Here is a 13801-nt window from a genome sequence, read left to right as displayed (position 1 = left end):
CATATGCGATTACTCAAAACGTCAACCCGTTTCAAATCTGATCAACTGTGGTTTTCAAACGTTCGATTTGTGACTATATATATAATTAGTCACAATTTGTAAGTCCTCGATAGGGTGAGTAAGCTATTTCCATGAATCAGCCATCAATATCTTCATCTTCGCCCAGCACCCGTGGCCCAGCCGATCACGACATTCGAGACCAGATTGTCGCGGCGGCCAACGAGCACTTCAGTCAATACGGCTACAGCAAAACCACGGTTTCCGACCTGGCCAAGGCCATCGGGTTTTCCAAGGCTTACATCTACAAATTCTTTGATTCCAAGCAAGCAATCGGTGAGGCCATCTGCGCTAATTGTCTGGCAGAAATCGTCGCGGCAGTGGAGCAGGCTATCAATGTAGAAGGCCTGTCTCCAACGGAGCGCTTTCGACGTTTGGTCAAAACTGTTATCGCCACCGGTGTGAATCTGTTCTTCAACGACCGAAAACTCTATGACATTGCAGCGTTCGCGGCGTCGGAAAGCTGGCCCAGTACGCAGGCTTATGACGCACAGATCAAAAGCTTCGTGTCGCAAATCGTTCGGGAGGGGCGAGAGATTGGCGAATTTGAACGCAAGACTCCGCTGGATGAAACAGTAGAAGCGATACATCTCGCGTTGCGACCATTCGTCAACCCATTGCTGCTGCAATACAACCTCGATTTCGTCGAGGAGGCGCCCACGCTTACCTCCAATCTCATCTTGCGTAGCCTCATGCCTTGACCTTTGGCTAAAGGTTTACCGCATACCGGGGGGGGCGCGACAGATCACCAAACGGCTTTTCACTTTGCCCTTCTTCCATCCGTCGAAGGGCATTTTATTTATCTGTATTGTGACTATTTACTTATTTGGTCACATGAATAAATATGGTGGTCCATCGCTTCTAATGCTTCATCTCAGTGATACCCATAGAGTTCAAACAATGAAAAAAATAGTGCTCAAGACCCCATTTGGCCTTGCTGTCGTGCTCGCATCCTCAAACGTTTTTGCAAGCGGCTTCGCTCTCAATGAACAAAGCATCAGTGGGATGGGCTCCGGGTTTGCCGGTCGTTCTTCCGCCGCTGAAGATGCGAGCACAGTCTTCGGTAACCCTGCGGGCATGTCTCGCTTGAAAAGAGAGCAGGTCAGCTTGGGACGGCGACTCTTTTCGCCAAGTCCGACATAAGCCAAACCCGCAGTACATTCGGAGGCCAGGAAGACGGCGACATGGTGCCAACCACCACGGTACCTATGGGGTACTACGTCAAACCTATCGATGAGCATTGGGCGTTCGGTGTAGGTTTTTATGTACCTTTCGGTCTGATGACTGACTATGGCAGCGGTTTCGCCGGGCGCTACTACGCCAATAAAAGCGAAGTCACGACCCTTACGTTCCAGCCCACCATCAGCTATGCCTTCTACGATAAAGTTTCGATCGGGTTCGGTCCGACCATCAACCGTATCAGCGGTGAGCTGTCCGGTATAGTGCCCAATCCACTTAGCCCTGGTCGCAATGACGGAAAACTCAAAAGCACTGGCGACGACACTGCCCTCGGTTTCAACGCCGGTATCCTGGTGCAGGCTACAGACCGAACCCGTTTGGGCATGACCTACCATTCCAAGGTCAGTTATCAATTGGATGCCAAGACCAAGGTCACTGACGGCATCTTTAGCGTGTTGGGAGTCAGCGGCCGGAGTTATGACGCTTCGCTGGATGTGGATACCCCGGAGTCAGTGGATCTCTCGGTGACTCATCAGCTTAATAATGACTGGACCCTTTACGTGGGGAGCACCTGGACTCGCTGGAGTCGCTTCAAAGAATTAACCATCGAGAACACGGGTTTACCCCCTGCGTTGAGCGGCGCGCTGGGCACCATTACCGAAGAGCAGAACTGGCATGATACGTGGGCTCACGCCATCGGCACGGCGTACAAACTGAATGACGAGTGGGTGCTTCGCGCAGGCTTTTCGGTCGATCAGTCACCCACCAATAACACCAATCGTGGACCGCGCATTCCGACGGGCGACAGGAAGGTGATCAGCTTCGGTGCTGGCTGGACTCCGGCAGAGAATGTCACGATCGATGTGGCTTACTCCTACCTGTGGGAGGAGAGCGTTCAGGTCAATGACACCTCGGCGACCCGAGGTGCATACAGTGCCAACTATAAGAACGGTGCGAGCGGGCTCGGTACTTCTGTGAGTTACCGCTTCTAGTTGAGTGCTGTTACACGATAAGTGTCCTGTCGGGAGCACGCGTTGCCTCCCGACCTTCAAGCACACATCTCGGGCCTTTCCCCTCAAGCTTCATCGACTCGTCACCGTGACATCCCGAGGTTGCCAGCCACCACCGAGTGACTTGAATACCGCTACCGCCGCTCGTGCCGACTCCGTTCGCGCTTGCGCCCGAGCATCGGAAGCCTGCAGCATCGTCTCGTCAGCGTGCAGGACATCAATCAGGCTGGCCGTGCCTTTCTCATAGGCAATGAACGACGATTGGCGAGCCTGAGTAAGAGACGCCTCTCCCCCGGTGAGTGTGGTTGCTTGAGCCTCCCGATTCACCAGTGAGGAGAGCGCGTTCTCGACATCCTCGGTGGCGCGCAACACAGACTGACGGTAAGCCGCCAGGGTTTCGGCTTCCTGTCCCTTGGCCTGGTCGATTTGGGCGTTTATGCGACCGAAGTCGAAGAGCCTCCAGCGCAGTCCCAGCAGGCCCGCCGATTGGCTGGCGCCGCCGGTAAAAAGATTGCCGGCGGACACCGCCGTGGCACTGCCCAGCAATGCGCTAAGGGAGAACTTCGGGTAGTACTCGGCAATCGCCTCCCCGATGCGTGCGTTTGAGGCCGCAAGACGGCGCTCGGCCACAATCAGATCAGGCCTGCGGCGCAGCAAATCGGCCGGCGTTCCCATCGCTTTTAACGGCGGTGCTACAGGAATGCTCGCTGCCATTGCAAGTTGTGTGCGGTGAGTGCCTGGCGGGGTGCCGAGCATGACATCCAGTGCATTCATCGCAGCATCCAGACCGGTTTGCAGGACCGGCACTGTCGCTTGAACCTGTGATAGCTCACCCTCGGTCTGGCGAACCTGATAGTTGGCGGCGAGTCCCTTGCTGTAGAGCAATTGGACTTTCTCTAGCAACGCCTGCTGCGTTTTGACTTGCCTGTTGGCAATGTCCAGCCGTGTCTGCAATCCGCGAATAGTGATGTAGACATCGGCGGTCTGCGCGGCGATGGCCAGTCGTGTGGCCGCGACGCCCGCCTGGGACGCCTGGTACTCGGCCAGAGCAGCCTCGCGTCCGCGTCGCAGGCCACCAAAGACATCTGCCTCCCAGCTGGCATCGAGGTTGACCTCGTAGGAATTTCCGTACCGATCATAGCCAGGTGTCGAATTCAACACCTGGCCGAGTGGCGTCTCGATTGACTGGTACGAGCGCGCAGCCTGGCTGCTGATATTCCCCGAAGGCAGTAACGCGGCATTTGCAGCACCCAGTCCGGCCTGCGCCTGTGTGACTCGCGCCGACGCCTGCGCCAGGTCCAGATTCTGCTCTAGTGCCTTGGAAATGAACCCGGTTAGCACTGGATCACCAAAGCCTTCCCACCAAGCGACAAGGCTGGCCGGCATCGTTCCAGGCCGCTGTTCGACAGCAGCTTGACCCAAGTAACGATCCGAAAGCGGAGCGTCTGGACGATGGAAATCCGGACCGACTGCGCAACCGGCCATTAAGCCGGCGCTGACCAAAAGTGCAATTGGACGGAGGGGAGGCATTGAGATTCCTTCAATAGAGGATATTTGTGACCATATTACGTAATAGTCACGACCTGTCAATTGACGTTCTTTGAGCCGATTACCTTTTTCTCCGTGTTCATGGTGATTCATAAGCTTTGGTTGAAAACCAAAATGATTGACAGGATGTGACCATTGACACAAATCGTCACTAGATCGAGAATATGACGCTCGTCCTATTTTTAAGTAAGGGAACCTATGCGCCGGCTTCTACCTTTCCCCATTGCCGCTTGCTTGTTGCCTCTCGTCCTGACGGCATGTGGTGATTCATCCACCGCTGAAGATCCGCGCACGAATGCCCCTTTGGTGAGGTCCGCTGCTGTTCAGGCTTCGTCCGACGTCTCGCGTTCCTTCACTGGTATAGTGGCTGCCCGCGTTCAGGGCGACCTTGGCTTTCGGGTGTCAGGAAAGGTGCTTGAGCGTCTGGTTGACACCGGTCAGACCGTTAAACGTGGTCAGCCGCTCATGCGCCTCGACCCAATCGACCTGGGGTTGCAGGCGCGAGCACAGCAAGAGTCGGTCATAGCCACGCGAGCCCGAGCCAAGCAGACAACAGATGACGAGGCTCGATATCGCGACCTGGTCGCCGCCGGTGCTATTTCTGCATCGGCCTACGACCAGATCAAAGCCGCAGCGGATACCGCGAAGGCGCAGCTCAGCGCCGCTGAAGCGCAGGCTGACGTAGCCCGCAATGCTTCTGGTTATGCGGTGCTGTTTGCGGATTCCGATGGCGTTGTGGTGGAGACGCTCGCCGAGCCCGGGCAAGTCGTCAGCCCGGGGCAGCCCGTGGTTCGACTGGCGCGGGCAGGGCAGCGCGAAGCCATCGTGCACCTGCCCGAGACATTACGCCCCGCAGCAGGATCCACCGCGCAGGCGACGCTTTATGGCAATACCACGGGTGCAGTTACAGCGAAGCTGAGGCTGCTGTCTGACTCGGCCGACCGTATGACGCGCACCTTTGAGGCGCGGTATGTGCTTGAGGGCGCGCTGGCCAATGCACCGATAGGTTCGACGGTCACGCTTCGGATCGCTGAAAGCGCCGCGCAGGGAAATTCGATGCAGGTGCCGATTGCTGCCGTTTATGACCCGGGTAAAGGCACTGGCGTGTGGGTCATCGTCGGTACACCGGCGAAGGTGGCTTGGCGACCTGTTCAAGTCTTGGGCTTGAGCGACGACTCAGCGCGAGTCGCAGGCGATCTCCAGGTCGGCGAGCAGATCGTGGCGTTAGGTACGCATCTGTTGCGCGAGGGTGAAGAGGTGAGACTGCCTCAACAGGATGACGCCAAAGTTGCCGGGGGTCGTCCATGAGCGAGGGCCGCTTCAATCTTTCCGCGATCGCCGTTCGTGAGCGTTCCATCACGGTGTTTCTGATCTTCCTGATTGCCGTCGCGGGCATCTTGTCGTTCTTTCAACTGGGCCGTGCGGAAGATCCTCCGTTTACGGTCAAGCAGTTGACGGTCATTACCGCCTGGCCGGGCGCCACGGCGCAGGAGATGCAGGATCAGGTAGCAGAGCCACTCGAAAAACGCCTGCAGGAACTGAAGTGGTACGACCGCACGGAAACCTACACCCGTCCCGGCCTCGCCTTCACGATGGTGTCATTGCTCGATAGCACGCCGCCCTCACAAGTGCAGGAGGAGTTCTATCAAGCGCGTAAAAAGCTCGACGATGAGGTCCGCAAGCTGCCAGCGGGAGTCATCGGGCCAATGGTCAACGACGAATTTTCGGACGTGACATTTGCGCTGCTTGCCCTGAAAGCCAAAGGCGAGCCTCAGCGACTGTTGGTGCGTGATGCGGAGTCGTTGCGCCAACAACTGTTACATGTGCCAGGCGTGAAGAAGGTCAACATTATTGGGGAGCAGCCCGAACGTATCTTTGTTTCCTTTTCCCACGATCGGCTGGCCACCTTGGGCATTTCTCCACAGGACATCTTTGCCGCGCTCAACAATCAAAACGTGCTCACGCCCGCCGGTTCCATCGAGACCAATGGGCCTCAGGTCTTCCTGCGGCTAGATGGTGCCTTCGATAAGGTGCAGAAGATTCGTGACACACCCATTGCGGTCCAGGGGCGCACGCTAAAACTCTCTGACGTGGCGACGATCGAACGTGGTTATGAAGATCCAGCAACCTTTCTCGTGCGTAACAACGGTGAAGAGGCCTTGTTGCTGGGGATCGTGATGCGTGAGGGCTGGAACGGTCTTGACCTTGGCAAGGCGTTGGACGCGGAGACAGTCAAAATAAATGAAGGCATGCCGCTGGGTATGACGCTCTCCAAAGTCACCGATCAATCTGTAAATATCGATTCGGCCGTCGGCGAGTTTATGGTCAAGTTCTTCGTCGCGCTGCTTGTGGTAATGCTTGTCTGCTTTCTCAGCATGGGCTGGCGTGTCGGTGTTGTGGTCGCTGCGGCTGTGCCGTTGACGTTGGCTGTGGTGTTTGTAGTGATGGCGGCCACTGGAAAGAACTTTGACCGTATTACCCTCGGTTCGTTGATTCTGGCGCTGGGACTGCTGGTGGACGACGCCATCATTGCTATCGAAATGATGGTGGTGAAAATGGAGGAGGGCTACGACCGCATCAAAGCTTCCGCGTACGCCTGGAGTCATACCGCTGCGCCGATGCTCTCCGGTACGCTGGTGACCGCTATCGGCTTTATGCCCAACGGCTTCGCGCAATCGACCGCCGGCGAATACACCAGCAACATGTTCTGGATCGTGGGCATTGCCCTGATCGCCTCCTGGGTGGTTGCAGTCGCTTTTACCCCGTACCTGGGGGTGAAGATGTTGCCGAACATCAAGAAGGTAGAGGGTGGTCACGCGGCCATCTACAGCACCCCTAACTACAACCGCTTCCGCCGGATTTTGACGCGGGTCATCGCTCGCAAATGGCTGGTGGCCGGCACTGTCATCGCTTCGTTTGTCGTGGCGATCCTCGGCATGAGCCTGGTCAAGAAGCAGTTCTTCCCTACCTCGGACCGTCCCGAGGTATTGATTGAAGTGCAAATGCCTTATGGGACCTCCATTGAGCAGACCAGCGCCACCACTGCCAAGATAGAGGCCTGGCTGCAAAAGCAGGGTGAGGCAAAAATCGTCACGGCCTATATCGGGCAAGGCGCGCCGCGTTTCTATCTGGCGATGGCGCCGGAACTCCCTGATCCGTCGTTCGCAAAGATTGTGGTGCTGACGGACAGTCAGGAGGAGCGTGAGGCCCTCAAGTTCCGTATCCGCGAGGCAGCTGCTGAGGGGCTTGCCCCAGAAGCGCGGGTCAGGGTGACTCAGCTTGTTTTTGGGCCGTACTCGCCATTCCCTGTTGCCTACCGGGTGATGGGGCCTGATCCGTCAACGTTGCGCGAGATTGCGGGCCAGGTACAGGACGTGTTGCAGTCGAGCCCGATGATGAGAACCGTCAACACCGATTGGGGACCGCTGACGCTGACGCTGCATTTCGCTCTGGATCAGGATCGCTTGGAGGCGGTGGGATTGACGTCAAACTCAGTCGCGCAGCAACTGCAGTTCCTGCTGGCCGGAGTGCCGATCACCGCGGTTCGTGAGGACATTCGTTCGGTGCAGGTGGTTGGTCGCGCAGCGGGTGATATCCGGCTCGATCCCGCCAAGATAGAAGGCTTTACGCTGGTGGGCGCGGCGGGTCAGCGGATTCCGTTGTCCCAGGTAGGAGAGGTCGATGTGCGTATGGAGGATCCGATCCTCCGACGTCGTGACCGCACGCCGACCATCACAGTGCGCGGTGACATTGCCGAAGGTTTGCAGCCACCGGACGTCTCGAGCGTGATCATGAAGGAGCTGCAACCAGTCATCGACAAGCTGCCTGGCGGATACCGGATTGAGCAGGCGGGTGCAATCGAGGAGTCGGGCAAGGCCGGTAAAGCGATGTTGCCGTTGTTCCCGATCATGATTGCCATGACGCTGCTGGTCATCATTCTGCAGGTCCGTTCGATCTCGGCGATGATCATGGTGTTCTTCACCTCGCCGCTGGGGTTGATTGGCGTAGTGCCGACACTGCTCATTTTCCAGCAGCCATTTGGGATTAACGCACTGGTCGGTTTAATCGCCCTTTCGGGCATTCTGATGCGCAATACGCTGATTCTGATTGGGCAAATCCATCACAACATTCAAGAAGGGCTGGACCCGTTTCACGCAGTGGTCGAAGCCACGGTACAACGTGCCCGCCCGGTACTACTGACTGCGATGGCGGCAATCCTGGCGTTCATTCCCCTGACACACTCCGTCTTCTGGGGGACGCTGGCCTACACCCTTATCGGAGGCACGTTCGTCGGCACCATCATGACGCTGGTGTTCCTGCCAGCGATGTACTCCATCTGGTTCAAGATTCGTCCTGTCAATACGGGTCAAACTGAAACAGCGAATAAGCAAGCAAGCCTAGTGGATAGGGCGGCATTTCCCAATGCACCCAGCTGACCAATCACTCACAGGGGTACATGACCAGTTTTTCGGACGATTGAGGGGAGCGTTCGGCAAACACGCCTTTCTGACGCCATCGCTAAGGATGCCCCAGGGCTCGGTCAGTTGTAGTGCCCCATGTGAGCCCTGGAGGCTAAGCCAGTCCCGCGGAACTAGCTTGTGCGTTCCTTAGTTGAATACCTGACGCGATGCTCGCTCAACATCAACGTCGTTATAGCAACCAGCACAGGTACAAAGGCAAGCGCACAGATAACGGTCCAACCGTATCGATTCAATATACCTCCCGATGCAAACGAGCCGAGTACCATGGCGCCAAAGACAATGAAATCATTGAGCGCTTGGACACTGTTTCTTTCGCTTGTTTTATGGCTCTGAAGGACGAGCGCAGAGGCGCCGACAAAACCGAAATTCCAACCAATCCCTAGAAGCACTAAACATAGATAAAAGTGGTAGGACTGCACACCGGCAAGCCCGACAGCAACAGAAGTGCCGGTTAACATCAACCCCATCAACACAACGCGGTTTGCCCCAAAACGGTGGATCAGATTTCCAGTGAAAAAACTGGGTGCGTACATTGCAATTACGTGCCACTGCAATGCCAGATTCGATGATTCCAGTGAAAGATCCTCATGCTTCATCGCTAGTGGGGCCGAAGTCATCAGGAAATTCATCAAGGTGTAAGTTATGACGCCACAGAGCATGGCGTTGATGAGTCGAGGCTGCCGAACAATCACCGCAAGCGGGCGACCTGGAGTACGAACAGCCGCCTCATGGCGTGGCAAATTGACACCTAGTAGCACCGCCGCCGAAACCACTGCCATTAATGCGGCCGCAACGTAAGTGGCGATAAACAGGTGTGACTCCCATAGGTCCATCGTATAGGTGACCGTCTGTGGGCCTAGTACACCCGCCACTAGCCCGGCAGCCATGACGATTGAAAGCGCCCAGGGCTGCCTGTTTTCTGGAACGCATTCTGCGGCGGCGAAACGAAACGTCAGCACCACAGCGGCATAAGCGCCACCAAATAGCATCGCAGTACAGAAAATGAAGAAGGAAGACAAATAAATGCCAATCGCAGCCAGCACTCCCATCAGGATGCCGCACAACGCTCCCAGCATAAACACGAGACTGCGCCCATAGCGCTGCGCAATGGCACCGGCAGGTAGCGTGCAGCTCGCCATGCCCACGACAAAAATGGAGATAGGCAGCGTCGCCAATGCTTTATCCGGTGCAAGCATGTCTCCCACGATAGCGCCGGTTGCATAGACGATGACTGAGTTACCACCCGCCAATGCCTGGGCGGTTGCCAGTCGAAAAATGTTGCTGTTCCCAGATGTGGCTGACACGACTTCTCTCCCTTGAATGAATCGTCCCTTAATGCAGCTGCAGCGTGCCGATTATCAATGAACACTAACGACCGCGCTGCCCCTTACGATATCCAAGCGCCGGTACCGGCGCACTTCATCGACAAGGGCCTCCCGACAGCGGGTCTGCTAGCCCACGTCATGATGGCCAAGTTCGCCGACCATCTGCCGCCTATTACACACCGCCGTACTGATACACGGTCGCACTCCAATACTGGCTGCCGTTACCTTTTTGGCGAGCCCATCCGTCGGCTACCAGTTGATTGGCGATCATTCGATTCATAAAGCCATGACCGAGCAGCAGAACCGGTCCATCGCTGGCAAGGGACTGCAATCGTTTGGCTGCGGTGCCGGCGCGGATCCTCGCAGTGCCGGCGGATTCGACGTTGCGTGAGTAACCGCACAGCCATAAGACTCGAAGGATAAATGCCCAGTTAAACGGCGATAGCCGTGGCAGTTTCCAATGACCACAAGGCAGTTGTGCTTCGCAGAAAAGTGCGTCGACCAGTGCAGGCTTCAGGCCGAGCGCTTGGACGGAGGTCAGCGCACGAGGCGCGCTGCTTGAAACAATCACCGTGGCGGTTGCGGCGAGTTGCATACTGGCATGCGGGACCGGGTGGTGGGTAATTTCCGATCGGTCGTATTGCTCGATCCAGTCTTTCATCTCGAGCGCTGAGATCTTGTCGGTTGCGGCGAGTTTTGGCTGGCCGTGACGCATCAGGATGATTTCCCTGTTCACCATTTTACGTCCTTGTTCTGGTGTGTGGTAAATGACCAGCAAGTGCGGTTTCGGGAGCTCAAGGTACGCCTCGCGTACCCGCATAAAACCGCACAATGAGGCTCGAGATTATCGGCTTTGGGACTAGACGGTAATCCCGTCTGCGAAAGTCAGTTGTCGACCATGACCGATGAGCTTTTTTTCTTCGAGGCGCGCGCACTGTGCTTTTCAAACCAGCCGTGATCGCGGTACCACGCCACGGTGTCAGTGATTGTCAGCTCTAGCGCCCGGAAACTCAGGCCAAGCTCCTGTTCACTCTTGCGGTGGTTGAAGCAGGTGCGGTACTCCTCTCGTATCAACAGGCGCAACGTGGCCATGCTCAACAGAATGGGCTTGCCGGTCAGGCGCGCATAGATCTCCTGCACAGTCGCCAAGGTGTATAGAAAGGGCAGCGGTAGTTGTCGAACGGGTGTCTTGACGCCAGCGATACGTCCTAGAACAGGGACCAGCTGACGCATCGTCATATGCCGGCCCGCCGCGAGATAGCGCTCACCTCGTCGGCCCTGTTTGGCGGCAGCAATCAGCGCCCCTGCCACATCACGGGCATCGACAACGGAGAAGGTGCCAGGGATCAGCCCGGGCAACTTGCCGTTCACGACATCGTTGACCAATTGTCCGGAGGAGGTCGGGCCAATGTCGGCAGGACCCCACATCCAACCGGGCAGGACCATGCAGGCATGCATCTCGGGATGTGCTTCCAGGAACGACAAGATGACACGGTCGGCGAGGATCTTGCTGCGGTAATAGTCATCCGCGTCGGCGTCGGCCCGCAGACATGTCTCATCGATGGACATACCAGGTGCGCCGTCGAGCACAGCAATGGAAGACGTATGGACGAACCGTCGTATACCGGCGCGGTAGGCCTGGTTAAGCAGGCGCCGCGTACCAGACACATTGATCTTTTCAAGTTCTTTCCAGTGGCTGCCGCCCTTGTAGTTATCGCGAAAGAACGCCGCGGTGTGAAACACCGTATCGCAGCCTTGCAGCGATGCTGCGAATCCGTCGACATCGGCCATGTCACCAACGACCAGCTCCACCCCCGGCAGATTGTTGAACTGCTGTTCACCTTTGGCTCTTGAGCGGACCAGGCCTTTGACCGTGTAGCCACGAGCGACCAATTCACGCACCAGGTTGTTGCCCAGCAAGCCGGTTGCTCCAGTAACAAATGCGCTACGCATGGCTCAACCCTCACCCTGTTCGGCTAACGGCATCAACACCGCACTGTCGAAGAAGGCCTCTTCACGGATGGCCAGCCCGTTTCTGAAGGTGAAGTGTGCGGCGTAGTGCACGGTAATATGGCGTCCATGGGGTGGAATCACCCGGCCTGGCAGCACCAAGGGTGCGGCGAAGGTGCCGGTCAGTAAGGCAGTCAGCGCCAAAAGATCGTCAGCGACCATGAATGGGGTGAAGGTCACTTGGGCATCAGGGAACGCTTCGAACAGCGCAGTCTCTCGTTTGCGCATGGATTCGCGACCGGTTTGAATCCCCATACCATCGAGGTAGATGAAGTCTTCGCAAACCAACGCAAGCATCGCCTCCACATCACGGCGATTGAAGGCTCTTGAGGCGCGCTCCGCATAGTCGTTGGGGCCAGTAGTCATACAATCCATTCCATTCGTTTCGAGGGCCTGTAGATATACCTTTGAGGCCTCTGCCGAAAAACAGCGACTACTGCATAATGGATTTGCACATATGCAGACCAGGGAGGACAGGACGCATGGCGTTGCAAGCAAATTGGGACGATCTTCGTCTGCTGTTGGCAGTCTCGCGGCGTGGCAGCTTCCTTCAAGCTGGCCAGTTGCTGGGTATCGCGGCGTCTACCGTGTCCCGCCGCCTGACCCAACTTGAGGTCGCACTGGGCGAGCCACTCGTCGAGCGCGGCGTTGAAGGATGCTGGTTGACCTCGCGGGGCCAATCCCTCGTGGAAGTTGCCCTGGCTGCGGAAGCTGGCTTGAGGCGTCAAACCGCTGCTGGCATATCCGAGCTGCACACAGAGCTATCTGGCAGTGTCCTGGTCAGTGCAGGAGAGGGGTTCTCGTCTTGTGTGCTGGAGGCCGCGAGTCGCTTCACTTCTCTGCACCCGCGTTGCTCGGTGGAGCTGATGGTAACAGCCGACTTTCACAAGATCGTCCGCGGCGTGGCAGACATTGCGGTACGTACAGCTCATCTGGGTGAGCCGTCGCTGATTTATCGACCAATAGGCCGGCTCGCCTACGGTGTCTTCGCTGATGCAGGTTATCTGAAGCGGTTTCCGGGGGTGACCCCGGCCACTGCGGTCAATATTGCCTTGCTTCCCCCGCTGGACATGTTGCCGCAAATGCGTGCGGTAAAGGCCGGTGGTCTGGACCGCGCGCAGATCAGCGTGAACTCGTTCGCCGTGCAGCTCGAATCGGTGAGGCGAGGTATGGGGGTGGCTGTACTGCCCCGTATATTGGCGAAGGATCTGATCGGGTTGTTCCCGGATCTCCACCTTCCAGATATGGAGGTCTATCTGGTGACCCGGCCACAGGCATTAAAGCAGGCCCACATCAAATGTTTTTTTGCCATCCTGGAGCAGGTGCTGCTCGAAGCCCTATCCATAGAAAATGTCGAAGGTTACCTCTTAGGGGGCGACCCGTGAGTATCGGAACAATAACGATCTCTACAGCGTATGGGCCACCGTGCTCGGGCATGTATGGCAATTCGAAGGAAGACGCAATTTATCCAACCTGTTTCGAGGATGAGCAGCATCAAAAGCTGGATGGCACTAATAAACATGCCCTGCGCTTTACGCCGGGCCAATTAGCGAGTGACTATTTCTGGCCGATTGCTGCCCGTAGAGAAGACCTCGCGCATCGCAGGTAATTGTCTCATTACACTGTGGTCAGCTTACTGAGCTTGCTCTGGTGAATTGCATGAAAGTCGGCGTGATTTCCGATACTCACGGTTTGCTCCGCCCCGAAGCCCTTGCTGCCCTGGAGGGATGCGAGCAGATCATTCACGCCGGCGACATTGGTAGCCCCGAGATTCTTGATCTATTGGCATCTATAGCGCCATTACACGTGGTGCGTGGGAACAATGATCAAGACGCTCCGTGGGCAGCCAATTTCCCTGATCTTCTACGCTTCGACGTCAACGGATGGCAGGCGCTGTTGGTACATGACATTGCCGATGTCCCAGTCGAACTAGATACAGGCATAAAGCTGGTGATCACCGGCCACTCCCACAAGCCACGGATAGAATGGCGTGGGGAACAGCTATTTCTCAATCCAGGTAGCGCGGGACGGCGACGCTTTAAGTTGCCAGTGACGCTGGCTCTGCTTGAGATAACGCCAACCTCAATTGAACCTCTACTGATCCACTTATTGGAGTGAAGAGCGAGGGGCTACAATCGATCACTAGTTGGCGCAAACCCAGCGGGTACAGAAATGACTTTTGCTCACGATG

The 13801-nt window shown here is 56.7% G+C and carries 10 protein-coding genes and 1 pseudogene; 6 read left to right on the top strand and 5 right to left on the bottom strand.

Annotated elements, in window-relative coordinates:
• The first annotated feature begins 131 nt into the window (after nt 1–131).
• On the top strand, nt 132–758 hold the full coding sequence (locus KGA85_RS05020; protein WP_090454520.1) for a TetR/AcrR family transcriptional regulator: 627 nt from the start codon (nt 132–134) through the stop codon (nt 756–758).
• Between the two features lie 199 nt (nt 759–957).
• A pseudogene (locus KGA85_RS05015) lies at nt 958–2228 on the top strand (OmpP1/FadL family transporter).
• Nucleotides 2229–2318: 90 nt separating this feature from the next.
• Here the strand turns inward: KGA85_RS05015 and KGA85_RS05010 are convergent.
• Entirely contained in the window at nt 2319–3776 is a 1458-nt protein-coding gene (locus KGA85_RS05010) for an efflux transporter outer membrane subunit (protein ID WP_223533622.1), read from the bottom strand.
• 216 nt (nt 3777–3992) lie between these two features.
• Between KGA85_RS05010 and KGA85_RS05005 the strand changes: the two genes are divergently transcribed.
• The gene (locus KGA85_RS05005) at nt 3993–5102 is read left to right on the top strand and encodes an efflux RND transporter periplasmic adaptor subunit (RefSeq protein WP_223542956.1); all 1110 of its coding nucleotides are present in this window, start codon (nt 3993–3995) and stop codon (nt 5100–5102) included.
• Complete coding sequence (locus KGA85_RS05000; RefSeq protein ID WP_223535145.1) at nt 5099–8230, top strand: efflux RND transporter permease subunit; 3132 nt, start codon at nt 5099–5101, stop codon at nt 8228–8230. Before KGA85_RS05005 ends, KGA85_RS05000 begins: the two co-directional genes overlap by 4 nt.
• Nucleotides 8231–8385: 155 nt before the next feature.
• On the opposite strand, the gene KGA85_RS04995 is transcribed toward KGA85_RS05000, so the two are convergent.
• The 4 genes from KGA85_RS04995 to KGA85_RS04980 all read right to left on the bottom strand — a co-directional run bounded on the left by KGA85_RS04995 (nt 8386) and on the right by KGA85_RS04980 (nt 11976).
• On the bottom strand, nt 8386–9579 hold the full coding sequence (locus KGA85_RS04995; RefSeq protein WP_223535148.1) for an MFS transporter: 1194 nt from the start codon (nt 9577–9579) through the stop codon (nt 8386–8388).
• 193 nt (nt 9580–9772) lie between these two features.
• The gene (locus KGA85_RS04990; protein ID WP_223455747.1) at nt 9773–10315 is read right to left on the bottom strand and encodes a histidine phosphatase family protein; all 543 of its coding nucleotides are present in this window, start codon (nt 10313–10315) and stop codon (nt 9773–9775) included.
• A gap of 170 nt (nt 10316–10485) precedes the next feature.
• Nucleotides 10486–11553 (bottom strand): SDR family oxidoreductase, encoded by a 1068-nt coding sequence (locus KGA85_RS04985; protein WP_223455707.1) that lies wholly within the window; start codon nt 11551–11553, stop codon nt 10486–10488.
• 3 nt (nt 11554–11556) lie between these two features.
• A complete protein-coding gene (locus KGA85_RS04980; RefSeq protein ID WP_159389643.1) occupies nt 11557–11976 on the bottom strand; it encodes a nuclear transport factor 2 family protein in 420 nt (139 codons plus the stop codon).
• A 116-nt stretch (nt 11977–12092) separates the two neighbouring features.
• Between KGA85_RS04980 and KGA85_RS04975 the strand changes: the two genes are divergently transcribed.
• The gene (locus KGA85_RS04975; protein ID WP_223455708.1) at nt 12093–12995 is read left to right on the top strand and encodes a LysR family transcriptional regulator; all 903 of its coding nucleotides are present in this window, start codon (nt 12093–12095) and stop codon (nt 12993–12995) included.
• A 274-nt stretch (nt 12996–13269) separates the two neighbouring features.
• Nucleotides 13270–13728, top strand: a complete 459-nt coding sequence (locus KGA85_RS04970; RefSeq protein ID WP_223455709.1) for a metallophosphoesterase family protein — start codon at nt 13270–13272, stop codon at nt 13726–13728.
• The last annotated feature ends 73 nt before the right edge of the window (nt 13729–13801 follow it).

The organism is Pseudomonas sp. GL-B-12 (assembly GCF_019955895.1).
Taxonomy (GTDB): domain Bacteria; phylum Pseudomonadota; class Gammaproteobacteria; order Pseudomonadales; family Pseudomonadaceae; genus Aquipseudomonas.
This window is presented reverse-complemented; position numbering and strand designations above follow the sequence as displayed.